The organism is Ktedonobacter racemifer DSM 44963 (assembly GCF_000178855.1).
Classification (GTDB): Bacteria; Chloroflexota; Ktedonobacteria; order Ktedonobacterales; family Ktedonobacteraceae; genus Ktedonobacter; species Ktedonobacter racemifer.
In genome coordinates this window covers 1633502-1649594 of sequence record NZ_ADVG01000004.1, presented here as the reverse complement: position 1 = coordinate 1649594, position 16093 = coordinate 1633502, and the positions used below count along the sequence as shown (strand labels likewise).

Annotated in this window: 10 protein-coding genes; 2 read left to right on the top strand and 8 right to left on the bottom strand. The window is 55.5% G+C overall.

The annotated features are described in order from the left end of the window. Nucleotides 1-487: 487 nt before the first annotated feature. Complete coding sequence (locus KRAC_RS48845) at nucleotides 488-2059, bottom strand: hypothetical protein (RefSeq protein WP_007920052.1); 1572 nt, start codon at nucleotides 2057-2059, stop codon at nucleotides 488-490. 310 nt (nucleotides 2060-2369) lie between these two features. Here KRAC_RS48845 and KRAC_RS48840 point away from each other — a divergent pair, with 310 nt between their 5' ends. Further along, nucleotides 2370-2879 (top strand): zinc ribbon domain-containing protein, encoded by a 510-nt coding sequence (locus KRAC_RS48840; protein ID WP_007920051.1) that lies wholly within the window; start codon nucleotides 2370-2372, stop codon nucleotides 2877-2879. 53 nt (nucleotides 2880-2932) lie between these two features. On the opposite strand, the gene KRAC_RS48835 is transcribed toward KRAC_RS48840, so the two are convergent. The 7 genes from KRAC_RS48835 to KRAC_RS48805 all read right to left on the bottom strand — a co-directional run bounded on the left by KRAC_RS48835 (nucleotide 2933) and on the right by KRAC_RS48805 (nucleotide 14460). Further along, a complete protein-coding gene (locus KRAC_RS48835) occupies nucleotides 2933-4519 on the bottom strand; it encodes an APC family permease (protein WP_007920050.1) in 1587 nt (528 codons plus the stop codon). A 132-nt stretch (nucleotides 4520-4651) separates the two neighbouring features. Continuing rightward, nucleotides 4652-6148, bottom strand: coding sequence for a gamma-aminobutyraldehyde dehydrogenase (locus tag KRAC_RS48830; RefSeq protein WP_007920049.1), 1497 nt, complete (start codon nucleotides 6146-6148; stop codon nucleotides 4652-4654). 151 nt (nucleotides 6149-6299) lie between these two features. Next, nucleotides 6300-7808 (bottom strand): amino acid permease, encoded by a 1509-nt coding sequence (locus KRAC_RS48825; RefSeq protein WP_007920047.1) that lies wholly within the window; start codon nucleotides 7806-7808, stop codon nucleotides 6300-6302. Nucleotides 7809-7991: 183 nt separating this feature from the next. After that, nucleotides 7992-9290 carry a 4-aminobutyrate--2-oxoglutarate transaminase gene (gene gabT, locus KRAC_RS48820; protein WP_007920045.1) on the bottom strand — a complete coding sequence of 433 codons (1299 nt, stop codon included), beginning with the start codon at nucleotides 9288-9290 and terminating at the stop codon, nucleotides 7992-7994. Nucleotides 9291-9392: 102 nt separating this feature from the next. Beyond that, nucleotides 9393-11000, bottom strand: coding sequence for a PucR family transcriptional regulator (locus tag KRAC_RS48815; protein ID WP_007920037.1), 1608 nt, complete (start codon nucleotides 10998-11000; stop codon nucleotides 9393-9395). A gap of 122 nt (nucleotides 11001-11122) precedes the next feature. Next, nucleotides 11123-13072, bottom strand: coding sequence for a primary-amine oxidase (locus KRAC_RS48810; RefSeq protein ID WP_007920030.1), 1950 nt, complete (start codon nucleotides 13070-13072; stop codon nucleotides 11123-11125). Between the two features lie 164 nt (nucleotides 13073-13236). Continuing rightward, the gene (locus tag KRAC_RS48805; protein WP_007920028.1) at nucleotides 13237-14460 is read right to left on the bottom strand and encodes a macrolide family glycosyltransferase; all 1224 of its coding nucleotides are present in this window, start codon (nucleotides 14458-14460) and stop codon (nucleotides 13237-13239) included. 118 nt (nucleotides 14461-14578) lie between these two features. Here KRAC_RS48805 and KRAC_RS48800 point away from each other — a divergent pair, with 118 nt between their 5' ends. After that, entirely contained in the window at nucleotides 14579-16084 is a 1506-nt protein-coding gene (locus KRAC_RS48800; protein ID WP_169461043.1) for a DEAD/DEAH box helicase, read from the top strand. Nucleotides 16085-16093: the final 9 nt, after the last annotated feature.

Genomic DNA, 16093 nt, shown 5'->3' with positions numbered 1-16093 from the left:
TAGGGGGTTTTTGCATATCCCCCCGAAACGAGTACACCGTTTCGGGGGGATATGCAAAAACCCCCTATGTGCTCTCTAGTATATTATCTCGGCGCATCCCATGCTCAGTGTCACGAGGCCACTCCCCTGATCACCTTCTTCTCCGCCAAACTCCTCACGCTCTCATGCCTGACAGCTCGTCGTCTGCTGCGCAGATTCGGGGCCGGTTCCGTATTCAACAGTTTGCTTCTTCCTTCTTAAAAAGGTACCTGGTTCTCCTTCCTCGCTACGGGTTAGCACCTCGCTGTGCATCACGTGGGCAGATCCACTTTTTACCTTATTTACCGCCCGCCACTTGCGTACGCGGCTACTCCACATTGGCTTGCCAGGGCGGCGCATCCAGTAGCAGTGGTCACCCGTATTATTTACATGCATACTACTTTTCAAGGAGGTCATGGGTATGTATTCTGAGGCCTCTCCGGCATAAATGCACGGAGGTTCCTGTTCCTCACCCACCGTTTCCGGCCTCTCCCGAAGGAGAAACCGGCTCTTGGTGGAGATAGGCAGGACTTTTAAGCCGACGCGCTCTGGCACGGGCAGCTCCGCTTTTGCGTCGAGCCACTAAGCCCATGCTTCGGGGCAAGTGCTGCCCCTCATTCGCACGTTGTTGAAGCTCCTCCATCACGGCTCGCAGGCGCGGCTCCGCACCTTCCCAGACGTGCTGGGTGATGGAGGGTGTTGTTTGCTCAGGTTCCAGGTGGGCAATCAGGAAGGCCGAATACAGATCACGCTGCACTGGTCCCAACCCGCACTCACAACGGTGCCAACGCTCAGATCGTGGCTTCTTGTGATACTGCCGACACTGATGGCAATATTGAGACAGTCTGGTCTGGTAGGCTGAGGCTTCGTGCAGGGTGCCGCCAGTTTTTGCAACTATGCGAGTCAAATGCGCTACAAACATCCCTGGGGCACGGAGTCCGATGCTCCGACCATACTGCTTCTGCCATCCTTTGAACGAGGTTTTCTCTATGGTGATCGTGTTCCCCACCGAAGCGATGCGATGAGCCAGATTGCCATGCAGACTCTTGCGGTGAGCGGCGAGTCTGCGCTCAGCATTGGCGTGTTGTCGCCTACTCGCCTGGTATCGCTTACTCTCCTTCCAGGCTCGGCGACCTTTTTTTACACGTCCCTTTTCGTCGTAATTGTTGGGATTCGTGGCGCGTCTTTGCCGCTCCATCTTGCGCTGCAACCGGCGTTTTTTGCTGGCATTGGGGGAAAGCTCCTGGCAGAACGTGACCAGGTCCGCCTTTGCTCGACGAGGGACAAGAGCGAGGGTCGATGGGCCAATATCCAGGCCAATCGTGTCTTTGCCTCCCTCCTCATGCTTCGGTTTGACGAAGGCATGGCCCTCTAAAACCAGTTGCACGTAATAACGATTGCTGTCTTTATCGGCTCCCTGTGCCTGTGGTGAGGAAGCTTTGCGGCGAACCAGGCGCACATACTTGATCTTGTGGCGCATGCCATGCTGCACCACCGGGTCTCGCCAGTCGATGATGGCTGGGATGACCTCTTGGTTCCAGATCAGGAAGCCGCCATCGCCCGCATTGGGATCAAACACGAAGCGCATGCCGACATCGTTGCGTTTGCCCTCCACGCTATCGATGCCACGTCCCTTGCTGCGGAAGCGTACGCGTTTGGCTTTCCCGACACAGACCCGATTGACCGCCTGATAGGCGCGAGTCGCAAGGGTTTGAGCCATCGTGCTCTCAATGTGGTCGACGATCCAGGAAACACGGGCAAGCTTGGCATACTCGTGTAGCTCGTATTCCGAGAAGTGATACTTCTTGCGTAGGGCAGAGAACGCTTGTGCGCGTTCCTGCTTTTTTGAGTGAGGGAGAGCCCGCGCCTTGTTCCATGCCGGATCATTGCGCATGCACAGGAGCCGCTTCATGGCTTCAGAAAGCAGAGCGTTGTAGAGGCACCGAGCCGCTTCCAGGTGCGCACGTACATGGTGTTCCTGGCTCCAATCGACCTGGAGAGGGAGTTCAAGAAGAAAGGTCGGTGTTTTTGTTCGCTTCATGACGTGCGTTGCCTTCCAATGCAAAGTATCTCTTCTGAAAGTGAGGGGACTGCTGCCCGCCCCTGGTGTCTTTCTCCACGTTCACATGCCTACACAGCTATTCCAGTTGGGCAGGCTTCTTCCGGTCACTCGACGACGTACCGTTCGGAAATGGCTTCGTGAGAAACAACTCCGTGCTCTTACGTGAGGTCGAAGAGGAGGATACCATATCCGGCGCTCTGACTTCAATGAGCTTCGCGCGCAAGCGTGAGACAAGAAAAGACGATGATCTTTCTTCATCCTGTGGAGAACACAGTGCGAAAGAAGAGCGATGCTTCCTCTCCACCCACCCAGCCCGAAAGGAACGCCCATTCATCCCCGCCTTAGAAAGAGCGGGGCTTTCTGGGCCGTTCTCTGTAATGCTTGCGGTAAAAGGGTGAAGGATGGCGCGCACTTCTGCGAAAACTGCGGTGCGGCGCTTCGGGAGCCTAATGCTATCACGTCCTACGCGCCTCAAGCGCCTGGAAGGCACAGTAGTGGGGATACAGCTGATCCCTATAAAGATCAGATTGCCGCGCTCAAGCTTGAGATCAAGCAGCTCAAACTTGAGCTAAAACATGTGACCAGCGGTATGTCTAACACGCGCTCACAATATTATCAGACCGCGGCATTTGTGCCTCATGGTCTGCTCAGGCTTGGCTACAAATGGTTCGAGGATCTCCGACTGCTGGGTCCACAGCAGCAGAAGCAGCGCCTCCAGCAAGAGGTTATGCGCCTGGAACAGGAACTCATCGACTTGCAGCAGGCCCAGATGGGATGGAAAACAGGGAGACGAGGCTAGCCTCATCTCCCTGTTCTTTAATAATGCTCAAATAATGCTCAAACGATTTTATTTTATGCCTCAGACGGTTCACTCAAGACTGAGTGCGAGGCCTCTTCGCCAGAGTTCAAATCGAGTTCAACCACTACGTCTTTGTTGCGTTTCTCGCTCTGCCCCCAGATAAAGAAGACGATGGCGAGCAACAAAATCACCACCAGCGGCGTAAACTGCGTCAACTCATAAGTCAGACGCGTCAGACCCTTATAGTTTGCCACGGTATCGTCGGTTGGGATTAAAATGAAGTAGGTAGCAATCCCCGCGTACAGGAAGGTCAGGATCGTAACGGCCCATGCCCCAACCATGCCGCCAGGTACCTTGTACACACGCTTCACCTGGGGATACTTGTAGCGCAAGATGAGGAAGGCCGGGAAGACAAAGAGATAGGCCATCGTCGCTGTCGAAATCGAGAAACCAAGCACCAGGGTAAAGAGCGTGGCAATATTGGGGTCGCTCGAAAATGAGTTGACGGCAATCGCAGCGGCCATGGCAATCGTAGCAACGATACCCGACATAGTATTAACAACGATAGGCGTGCCAAATCTGCTGCTGAAGCGCCCCAGAAAGACTGGAGCAGTGCGATCAAGTGAGGCAATGGCGTACGTACGGTCGGCGCCAATCAGCCAGGTACCACCGCTGGAGGCCAGGCCGATGACCAGGGCCAGGGCCACCAGGAGTCCCAGGCCAGTAGCTACCGGGGCAGGAAGCACGCCAGAAACCACCTGAAAGGCGCTCAAGAAGCCTGTCGCGTTTGAGAGCTGTGATTTTGGCAGGGTAAAGAGAATGATGGCGATAGGAATGGCATAGGCCAGCGCCACACAGATGCCCGCGCGAATGATGGAACGTGGAATATCGCGCTGCGGATTATGCATCTCCTCGCCCGCGCCACTCTGTGTCTCAAAACCCGCCCAGTTAAAGATCAGCACCGGAAGAATCACACTGAAGATCACACCGAAGTTACCCGTAGGCACGAGATCGCCCAGGCCCAGGTGTTCGCCCGAGGAATGACCGCCAAAGAAGAAGACCAGTGCCAGGATGCTAAATACAGCGAAGAGAGCTAATTTGGCGTAAGAGCCGAGAAGTGAGAGCCACTTCCCTACATGCAGAGAGGTAATTGCACACCAGGTCGTACCCCAGATAAAGACGAGGGCCACACCCATCTCCAAAAGGGCATCGCTCAACGCACTCCCACCCCAGAGAATATTAGGATTACCAAACCAGAAGGTCTTGATAGCGGCGATAGAGGTGACTGCCAGGGTTCCACCAACCCACAGCGGATTTGAGATCCAGTATAGAATCGATGCAATGGCACCATAGAAGCGCCCACCTGCCAGTTTACACCACTCATAGACGCCTCCCTCTTGCGGGAAGGTACTACCCAGTTCAGCGGTCAGCAGGCCATAGGGGATAAGAAAGGTTACTGCGGAGATCAAGAGCCAGGTTAACGCCTGGCCACCATTGGAAGAAACCGCGCCAAGTGTATCTACATTGATAATAGCGGCGATGGTGTAAAAGACCAGGTCGAAGAGGCGTAGCTCTTTACGGAGCTTCTTCTTTTCCTGTAGGGTTGCCTCGGTGGTGACTTCGCGGATACTCGTGTCCATACGAATGGTCTCCTTTTCCGGTCATCATGAAGATAGACATCTTCTCATGCAGACATAGGTTTGTACCTGACTAGTGCTAAGAGATGTGGTGGTGGGCTGGCTTCGCCAGCCCACCACCACATCTTGACTACTTTAGGCGGGGTCGCCGAAGATGGTGTAGTGCCAGCCTTTGCGAGCCTCGCCTGAGAGTTCGATCATGACATGCTTGATCTGGGTGTACTCCTCGAAGGAGTAGAACGACATGTCCTTGCCGATACCGCTCTCTTTGTACCCACCGTGCGGCATCTCGGAGGCTAGAGGGAGATGATCATTGACCCAGACGGTGCCAAATTGCAGGGTCTTACTGGCGCGCATGGCTTTGTAGATATCTTTCGTCCAAACCGAGGCAGCTAGGCCATACATTACCCCGTTGGCCTTGCGCAAGACCTCCTCCTCAGACGAGAAGCGGCTCACGACCACGACGGGACCAAAGACTTCAGATTGCACAATCTCGGCGTCCTGCCGATCCTCCGCGATCACAGTTGGCTCGAAGAAAAAGCCCTTCTCAAAGCCAGGGAGAAAGGCGCGTTTCCCGCCAGTCAAGATATTCGCGCCCGCGCGCAGAGCGCGCTCGACATAGCCCTCAACGGCATCGCGCTGTTTGGCTGAGATGAGCGAGCCCATGTCAGTGCTCTCCTGGGCAGGATCGCCAACACGAATCTGCTTGACCTTGTTTAAGAAGGACTCCATGAAGCGGTCATAGATGCTCTCATGGACATAGATACGTGTCGCCGCGGTACAATCCTGGCCGCAGTTGACATAGCCACCAACCACGGCACCATAGGCGCTGGCCTCAATATCCGCGTCCTCATAGACGATGAAGGGGGCCTTGCCGCCCAACTCCAGGTGAACGCGCTTGACCGTCTCAGCGGCGGCACGCATGACATACTTACCGCTGCGAGTGCTTCCCGTGATCGAGACCATGTTGACACCTGGGTGGCTTGCCAAGCTGGGAGCAACCTCCGGGCCATCCGTAATGATATTAAGTACGCCATCAGGGATGCCCGCCTCCAGGGCCAGTTCGCCCAGCTTCAAAGCGGTCAGAGGCGTCTCCGGCGAGGGCTTGAAGACAACGCTATTGCCTGCCGCCAGGGCGGGTCCAATCTTCCAGGCTAGCATCATAAAAGGGTAATTCCAGGGCGCCACCGAGGCCACGACGCCCACTGGCTCACGCCGGATCACGCTGGTATGCCCACCTGAGTATTCGCTGGCGGCAACGCCCGCGAGGTGACGAGCCGCACCTGCAAAGAAGCGCAGGTTATCGATGGCAAAGGGGATATCGCTGTCGCGCGCCAGCTTGATGGGTTTACCTGTATCGCGCGATTCCAGTTCGGCCAACTCTCCCGCGTGAGCCTCCACCAATGAGGCCAATTTCTCAAGCGTAGCGGCACGCGCACCGTGAGGCAGGTTCGACCAGCGACCATCATTGAACGCTTCGCGGGCAGCGGTAACCGCATGCTGCATATCCTCAAGCGAACTCTCAGGAACCTGGGCGATTACTTCACCACTGGCAGGATTGAGGTCATCAACCATCTTGCCCGTACTACTTTTGATAAGCTGCCCATTGATCAGCATATTGTATTCGGCCATAGCTGCTACCCTTTCAAATGACAGGAATACCTCTACGAGAGATACCAGAGGCTCCAGAGAATGCTAGCACACCAGTCATTTAACATGACTGGCATGCTGGCATTGTTCCTCTCACCCGGTGCGAGAGGAATGAAGCCTATCAATATTTAGCTTAATCCGCCTGGGAAGAGGCGATTCCAGGCTCTTCTTCTACTGATGTTCCCTCTAGGGGTAGCGTCTTCAATACCTGTGGGCGCCTCACCAGCATATAGACGAAGTAGATCAGGCCAAGCGCGAACATAACTAGCGAGTAGAGCCAGGGAGTCTGGAACGAGGCGTCGCGGAAGATCGACAACTCAAAGACTAGCCAGACCAGTGCCAGGATCATCACTGGCCATTCGAAAGCTCTCAGGCTAAAACCCTGCGATTTCGGTAACTTATGTCTGGTGCTAATATAGAGAATGACAGTCGCCAGGTAAACGATCGCAGGTAGCAGCGAGGAGGCACTAAACAGATTCGTCAGAGTATTGGTCTGTGTAGCGAAGACCGCCAGGACAATCTCGATCACGATGCCACACAGAATGGTGGCGGCCAGGGGAGTGCTAGTATGGCTATCAACACGCTGGAAGAGACGGTAGGCGGGGAAGCGCTCGTCGCGCGACATGGCCCACACCAGGCGCGTCGCGGTGATGAAAATCACCAGGCCACAGGCAAAAATCGAGAAGGTCACCAGGATCAAGAAGATGTCACCGACGACCGTACCCAGGGTCTGAGTCACGATATCAGCAACCGGGGTGGCCGAGCCAGCCAGGGCCTTGAGATCGCCCGAGGCCAGGTTCAGAGCAATCAGGAAAAACATGCCGACGATGCCGCTTAAGACCACGGCGGTCCACATCGAGAACGGAACGACTTTGTGCGCGTTTTCCGTCTCTTCGGCCAGGTTGGCGGCGGCCTCAAAGCCTACGATGGTATAGGAACCTAGCAAGAAGGAGAAAATAAACGGTCCGACGCTTGTCAGCGTGCCAAGGTTAAAGTAACCAGCCGCGGGGACAGCACCCATGCTAAAGAGGTGATCTGGATGCAGGCCACCCCGCACGAGTCCGACGATCAGCAAGAGTAGGGTAAGACCCACGATGCCAATCACTTCGGTGCCAACAGCCGTGTTATTGATACGCGTAGACCAGGTCGTGGAAAAAAGAATGAGGAGCATCTGCACCAGGACAATCGCAGCTGTCACGATCCATGCATTGACGGGCGTCTCTGTATAGTGGAAGAGGCTCGGGAAAATCGTCTGTGCAATGCCATAGTCTACCGAGACAACAACGACGATCAGATAGGTGAACGAGAGCCAACCAATGAGCCAGCCAATTTTGGGGTTCGCCAGGCGCGACATCCATTGATAGGAGTAGCCCGCGATAGGAATGCGCGAAGCCAGGGCTGCAAAGACGAGGGCGACAAACAACTGGCCAATCGCGACAAAGGGCCAGGTCCAGATTCCCAGGGGACCACCCCAGTTTAAGACGCCGCCATAGGTGGAGAAGATACCAGTGGTAATGGAAATAAACGAGAAGCCAACCGCGAATGAAGCGAAGCGTTTGAGGTCGCGACGAAACTCTTGCTTATAACCGTATTTTTGCACGTTTGCCTCGGATTGATCCGAGACATTATCTACCAGTGACATGGTCTGTTCCTTTCGGTGTAAAGAATAGAAGATAATCAGGCCTGTCAGAAGCGCGAATATATGAAACGACGTTGTTTACTCTAAGCGCTTTACCACAGGCTCCGACAACGCTGGGAGCCTGTGGTAGGGTATATACCTATACCAAGCTGGTAAGAAAACTTTGCCCTCCCTTCCCCAAAAGGTTTATTTCTGCTGCACGACTCCTTTTACCACAGTACGCAGGATCTCCAGCGAACGAGAGATGAGTGGCTCTTCAACCACCAGGGGTACCAGGATGCGTACCACATTCCCATACAGACCAGCCTTGAGCAGCAGTAATCCTTGCTCGCGTGCCTGCTTCACAACCTGGTCGACAAGCTCAGGGGCTGGCTCTTTGCTCTCGCGGTCGCGCACAAACTCGAGGGCAAGCATCATACCCAGACCACGTACATCGCCGATCTCGGCAACCTCCTGCTGTAGCGCCTGGCATTGGCTCGAAAAGCGCTCCGCCAGTTGTTGCGCGCGTCCAAGCAGATTCTCCTGCTCGAAGACGTCCAGCACGGCCAGGCCCGCGGCACAGGCCAGAGGGTTGCCCGCGTATGTACCACCCAGGCCACCCGGTTCGGGGGCGTCCATGATCTCGGCGCGACCAACCACCGCCGAGAGTGGGAGGCCGCCAGCCAGGCTCTTGGCCAGCACGACCATGTCTGGCTCTACGCCGCTGTGCTCGATGGCGAACATCTTGCCCGTGCGCCCAAAGCCCGTCTGCACCTCGTCGGCGATCAGCAAGATACCATGCTCCTGCGTGATGCGTCTCAGCTCACGTAAGAACTCCGCTGGCGCAGGTACAAAACCACCTTCGCCAAGCACTGGCTCAATAATCACCGCCGCAATTTGCTCTGGCGTTACTTCGGTCAGCAGCATCTCCCGGAAGGCGGCCAGCGCTCGCTCGCTATTCCATCCACGATAGTCATAAGGATATGGCGCATGGTACACTTCGGGAGCGAAGGGACCAAAATTCTGCTTATAGGCCGTGGCCTTGCCCGTCAGACTCATACCCATCAAGGTACGTCCATGGAAGCTGTGCGTGAAGGCGATGACTGCGGGTCGCTTTGTCGCGGCCCGCGCAATCTTGATCGCGTTCTCGACTGCCTCGGCACCCGTGGTCAACAGAATCGTCTTTTTTGCCTCAGCACCAGGAACCAAGGCATTCAAGCGCTCCGCCAGGCGCACATAGGACTCATACATGGCAACTTGAAAGCAGCTATGCGTTAGACGCTCTAGCTGAGCCTGCACGGCCTGTACCACTTTGGGATGGCTATGGCCTACATTCAATACACCAATGCCACCCACAAAGTCGATATACTCATTGCCGTCTATATCCCAGAGTTGGGCGCCCTGCGCGCGCGCGGCAAAAATAGGATGCGTGTTTGCCACTCCCCGTGGCACCTGGTCCCTACGGAGTTGCAACAGGGTCTCCGTACGAGATTGTTCTTTGAGCATGAGACCTCCCTCGCTCTCACTGCAGGTTTTTCTTTTAGGTAGACGTATATTGAGAATATAGATGGAAATACGCAGAAAAACTAGTGCTTTGAGCGATAAAGTTTAAAGAGTCTTTTTATCTTGCAAAGATAAAAGATGAACGGCAAGCTGTAAACGGAAACGCGTCTCAGGGTCCGCGAGATCAAGCCTGGTAATATCGGAGGCACGTGACAGGCGGTATTGCAGGGTTTTAGGATGCACGCCCATACGCTCAGCTACCATTGTGGAATGAAAGCCTGTCTGTGCCCAGGTCAGCAGGGTTTCGCACAACACGTCGCCATTGCGCTGCTCCTTGAGCCGACCTAGAAGCATATCCAGAAAAGCCTGCTTGGCATCCTGATCTCCCACCAGAACCCGGGGCAGAAGCAGTGTCTCGTAGTAGCAGAACTTTTCGGCCGGTATATACGGCAGCAGGGAAAGTACCTCGCGATAACTACGCTGCACTCCCTCAATTCCAGCATACGGCAGGCCAAAAGCCAGCGAGATTCCCTTCCCTTTTAAGACATCCCAGATGCGCTGACCAGCATAGCGCTCCGGCAGGAGGAAAATAATCTGGTTGAGCGTGACAGTCAGGAGGGGAGCGGTATCGAGAACGCGCAGGCGCTGCCTTAGCTGTACGACCAACCGCTCGCGCCTGAGAAAGCCCTCGCGTGATAACGGAGTCGGCTCATCCAGCACGACCAGGCCAACCCGGTACTTGCTATCGGGCGAGAAGCCTAACAGTTGGGCTCGCTCAAGTGCCTGGGGGGTTGCTTCAAAGCGACCCTCCAGTAGAGAATCCAGGAAGGTATAGCCAAAGCGCGTCTCCAGCGAGACCAACTCACGTTGATGGGTAATATGTAGGGCCGCTACCATAGCCGCATGTTCCGCTGCCCGTACATCAAGCTCGCTCAGCTCCTGCTCGCCCTCGATGATCCAGACGAAGCCGACCAGCTGGCCTTTGGGGCGAATAGGACAGATAATACAAGAGACCAGACCAACCTCTGGAGCGGCAGGGATATGTAGCGATTCATTGCGCGTGCGCAGCTTCTGGAGATACCCCTGCTTCTCCAGATACCCTACATACCCAGGCAGGCTCTGTTCAAGCGCGGGTAGGGTCTTCACAACACCTGGCTCTTGCGACTCATAAGCGGCGGTCGCCAGAACACAGGCGCTTTCATCCACAAAAGCAATAGTACGTTGAATCAGGCTGCTGAGCGTCCTGGCAAGATCCTGTAAACTGCCCGCCTGGAGCGCGGCGCGTGTGAGCGCGCTGTGAATAGCTTCGGAGTGTTCTATGACCCGGTACTGTTCGGCGAGGATGGCGCGATGTACATCTTCCGTAATGCGCGCGAAGGGGATATCCCAGGGAATTTCGAGGAGGGGCAATTGGGCCGCGTCGGCCTCCTCACGTGCCGCCTCGGAGAAGTGCTCAAAGAAATGCGGGACCGCCAGGCAGATACCGGCAAGGCCGCGCTCGGCAAGCGCGCGTACAATAGCCCGCTCATCCGCTTCTTCCCGTGGCCAGGCATAGCCCGTAGTCAGCAGCAACTGTCCCGGGCGTACCCAGGGCAGAAAATCTGGCAAATCGGTAATATGCACCCAACGCACATCGCGTTCCAACCCGGTTTCGCCTGCCACGACACGGGTACCTTCCAGCACAGGCAGTGAGAGGACATCAACAAGTTTCACAGGCCCAGCCTCCTCTTGAAGCCACTCTGCTACGGATATAGGGGAACTATGCTTTCATTATGCCATGCAACTCTTCAATATACAATGCCTTCGCGCCTACGGCGCGAGCCGTATGAAGGCGATTAGTGCTCGCAGCAGTGATCATGGCTGCTGGTGGGCGGCGGCACGTCCAGAGAAGGGTTGCGATCAAAGAAGCCAACTGGCTTGAGCATAAAGCCAATGTAGGTCGTGGGCATCACGGGCCAGTCCTCGGGGCGCGTTACATGGTGCGCATTCATGACATACCAGAGAACCACGTCCGTATTCTCCAGGGAGCGATTGGCCTGGGTCCAGGCTGGCAGGCCCTCGCCGCCCGCGTGCTGGTTAGGATAATCGCCCGCGGGATAGAGTTCCTTTTCATGGTATGGCGTGACCCAGAGGTTTTTCTTGATAAAGCCAGCACGCTTCATGATGCTTGACTCTGGGTGCAGGAAAGGCAGAGCGTTATCGCCAGGCATCAACTTATAGGCCACAGGTTCACCCAGGCGATTCTGCACATTGGGGTTGGCAACCTTCCAGTAGCGCGCGGAGAAAGGGTCAATCGTCTGCTGAGCTTCGATCTCGGTTGCCAGCAGAGTCGACTTGGCGAAGAAGGCGTTCCCATAGGGATTCTCTGGCCCCAGCGGCTCGGCCTCGGTATGGACCTCGTACACCGAATTATTAACGCCATCAATCATCATATCCATACGGAGACAGAAGATATGCTGGTGAATAGGAGCATTGACCTGGGGCGCCACCAGTTGCCCATACTTTGGCTTCACACCAGGAGGGACCGCACCCGTGCTCACGATACCAGTCAATTTGGCCTCAAACTCGATATTGCCATCCTGATAGAGATACCAGAAGAAACCGTACTCATAGTTATCAATGGTAGCGATAAAGGAGATGACCAGGCGACGCGAGCGGCGCACCTCAGTCCGATCCACGCGCCAATCGGCATGCTTCCACAGGATACCGAAATCTTCTTCGTGCATACAAATGGCGTTGGGCAGGCGCACCGGATTGCCGAAACCGTCTGTAACGAGCGCGTCAAAATAGTGGATATAGCCCAGGCAGTCGCAGCCCATTTCAAGCGCATTAGCCAGGATACCCACGCCATATTCGCCGACATCAAAGGCTGTCTTACGATAATGGCTGACGCCTGGATCACCATAGGGTACAACCATTTCAGCCAGGGATGCCCGGTACATGACGGGGCGTATCCGGCCCTGGTCCTCGTAGCCCAGCGTATGTAGCACCAGCCCCTCACGCGTGGTAAAGCCAATGCGGAAGCGCCACTTCTGCCAGCGCACCTCATGTCCATGCACACTAAAGCTTGGCCCCTCGGGCTGGGTAATCTGGATTGGCTTTAGATCGGTACGCATCTCTCCCACAGCCTCAGGCGTGTATTCGCCTGCCTCGGGCGGTACGGGAACAATGCCGTGGTCTTCAACCCGGATAACCTCCATCTGATTGACATCGATAAAGGCAATAATGCCTTCAATGGGACGGGCATAGCCATTGTCCGTGGGATTGTGGCGCAAATACGCCAGGGAGCGCAGGATACGCCGCGTCCGCTCCTCCTCGTTGCCATAATTCCCCACGGTCCAGGTATCAACCATCACCAGGTCCAGGTCAGTGATGCCACGCCTGCGCAATGCCTCCTGAAACTCAGGATGCGCCTTGAGCACCTTTTCGCTCTCTACAACCTCTTCAAAGAGCACGGCGGGCTGGACGCTGGGGATACGTTTCCAGATCTTCACGCGCTTCTCCGTCACCGAGACCACAGCCTCATAGGTTGCCCCCGATGCTTTATCGAGTAGCACTATAAACGCCTCGCGTGCAATCTCGTCGCCCTCCTTAAAGTTCAGGACGATCTCTTTGGCTGGCTCATGCAGGTTCACCGAGACGAAACGCACATCCGTACTGAGCTGCTGCTCCGCACGCACAATGTCGACCGCGGCAGTAATCTCTTCAAGGGTAAGCGGCTCCAGAGGATGCAAGATTATCTCAGATAGAGAAAGGGCATCAGCGGCCTGGTGAATATCTGTCATAAGGACTTCCACCTCTTCTTTATTAGTGAATCAAATATGGGGCTTCTACTAATATAGATGGAAATAAAAGAGAAAGCCATAGATATCATAGATAAATTTAGCGCCACTTTCTTATCTCTTTCAGATAAGAAAGTGGCGCTCTGCGCTTCTATTCCGCTCTAAAGCTATGCCCTTTGCAGGGTTTTCTGAGTGTGGCCCATAATAGCGTCAGCAGCCTCGCGATAGCCGCCCGTCTGCTGGATGGCGCGCTGCATCTCTTGCGCGCGTACGTGGAAGCTGACATCCTGGCGGACACGCTCGACGGCCTCGCGTAGCTTCTGGGCGGAGTCAGAGCTAGACTCTAGCATGACGCCCAGGCCCATCTCCGAGACGCGGCGCGCCGTCATCTGCTGCTCAACCATCTGCGGAAAAACCACCATCGGCACACCATAGTAAAGGCTCTCCATGGTACTGTTCATACCACCATGTGTAACGAAGACGTCGGTATGCGCCAGGACCTCTAGCTGAGGGGTGTAGGCCGAGGCAATAAAGTTGGTAGGCAGTGGACCCAACTCGACTGGCTGAATGCGTTTGCCATAGGAAAGCACCACCTTCTGCTCAGTTCCTCCAAAGGCCTCGATACAGCCCTTAAAGAACTCAAGCTGATTGTTAAAGACCGTTCCCATAGAGATGTAGAGCACCGGCGCGCCTTCAAGCGCCTCCAGTGGGAAAGCGCTCTTCTCATGCCGTGGGCGAATTGAGGGGCCAACAAAGACAAAGCGCTCATCGAAGGTCTCGCCCGCGGGCTGAAAGGCTCTGGGCAGAAAAACGATATTGAGCGGCTCGGCATGGCCAAAGATCCCCTGAAGATCAAAGGGCGGAAACTCATACTGCTCACATAACGTGGCAATGTCCTCACGGATCTGCTGCATAAATGGAGGCGGCACCGGGCCACGCGCTCCATTTCCCGGCTCCATCGGAAAGAGCTTTACATGCTCATTGACGGCATAGGATGGGCGCAACTGAATAGCTGGAATATGCAGTACCTGGGCCGCGATCCGCGCCCAGAGGCACATTGGATCATACAGAATCGCGTCTGGACGTTCCTGCCGCAGTTGCTCCAGGACCTGAGGGAGGATACGCTGGCTCTCCTTGATCATACGAAATGGCAGGGCATTCTGGATCTGGAAGCCTGGCATCTGTCCCCCCTGACCCATAGCCGGAGGCGCCATATTACTTAGATCTAGCTCATAGGGCCTGAACGTCGCGCCAACGGCCTCTACCGCGTCCTTAAACCCCTCCGGTACATAATAGATGATCTCTTCGCCCCGCGCCACCAACTCCTCCACTACCGGCAAGGTTGGATTGACATGCCCAAAACCTGGCACATTCGCAAGTATATATTTCATATTCTTCTTGTATACTCTCTTTCAAGCTGAAAGCTCTGACTATCCCCTCAGCAAACAACCACCTTTACCCTGCTCAAAGTATACAATATTACAATATATCGTATTGATAAGTGATGAGGTGTCTGATCCAGGTGCGGCGAAAGCCGCACCTGGATCAGACACCTCATCACTTATTATCTCGAGCACCGCAGGCGCGAGGGAAAACTTTTCCCTCTGGACGAAGCGCGTTCATGCTGCTATGCTAAGCAGCATGAACGCGTCAATCTTCTTTCAGGGCGGAACGCTAGTGCTGCGACATGTAGAGCCTAACGCATCCATTCCCCCACCATTTCAATTCATTAAAGGCCTGTGGCGCTGCGAGGCATATCACTATCCCAGCATCCGCCCGTGGCTACAGGAGAACCAGGTGCGCGATGACGTTCCTCGCTGGAAACGCCTGGCACTCAACCTGCATGAGACACGAGAGCCACATGACTACCAGATAGCCGCCCTGGAGGCCTGGAAGCAACATGAGCGACGCGGCAGCATCGTCCTACCCACGGGCGCGGGCAAGACCTTCCTGGCAATCCACGCCATCTATGAGGTAAAGGCTTCGACGGTCATTATTGTGCCTACCATCTCCCTGGTTCACCAGTGGTATGCACGCCTCGTCAACGCCTTCCAGACAGAAATCGGCGTCTACTACAGCGGCGAGAAGCTGCTCCAACCCATTACCGTCACCACCTATCACTCCGCAGGCGACCTGATCGCTGCATCTGGAAATATCTTTCGCTTACTTATTTTTGACGAGGTGCATCACCTGCCTGCGCGTACCTGGGGGGAGGCCGCATTGATGACGCCAGCCCCCTGCCGCCTGGGCTTGACCGCGACCTATCCCGAGGAAGAAGAGCAGACCAATGGCCGCTGGCGCGTCGATGAGCTGCTCGGCCCCACCGTCTATAACCTTCCCCTGCGCGACCTGGTGGGGCAACAGTTGGCCGACTACCGGACGGAGCGCATTCGCGTCAATCTGACGGAGAAGGAGCGCGTGGACTATGACGCGGCCTACGCCACCTATACCGGCTTTATCCGCGAGCGCCGCCTACGCCGTAGCCATGGCCCACACTGGTTGCGCGAGCTGATGCGCCTCTCGGCCTTCGATATCCAGGCACGACAGGCCCTACTGGCCCGTCAGCGTTTACTTGAGATTACCTGGAACTGCGAGGGCAAGTTTGTCGTGCTTGATGAACTTCTGCGCGAACACGCGGGCGAGCGCATCCTGATCTTTACCGAGAGTAATGCCGTGGCCTACATGATCTCGCAACAGTGGCTCATCCCTGTCATCTCGCACGAGACCGGAGTTGCTGAGCGCAAACATATCCTGGACGCCTTCCAAAATGGCACCTATCAGGTACTTGTGACCTCTAAAGTCCTAAACGAGGGCATCGATGTGCCCGCAGCCAAAATCGCCATCGTCCTGGGCGGTGGATCGAATAAGCGCGAGTACATCCAGCGCCTGGGGAGAATTCTGCGCAAGCAAGAGGAGCGCGAAGCCGTACTCTTCGAGGTGCTTGTGCGTAAGACGATTGAGGAAGGCAAGGCCCAGCGTCGTCATGTGCGAAAGGGAGATCCGTCTAGGTATTGACAAAGTGTG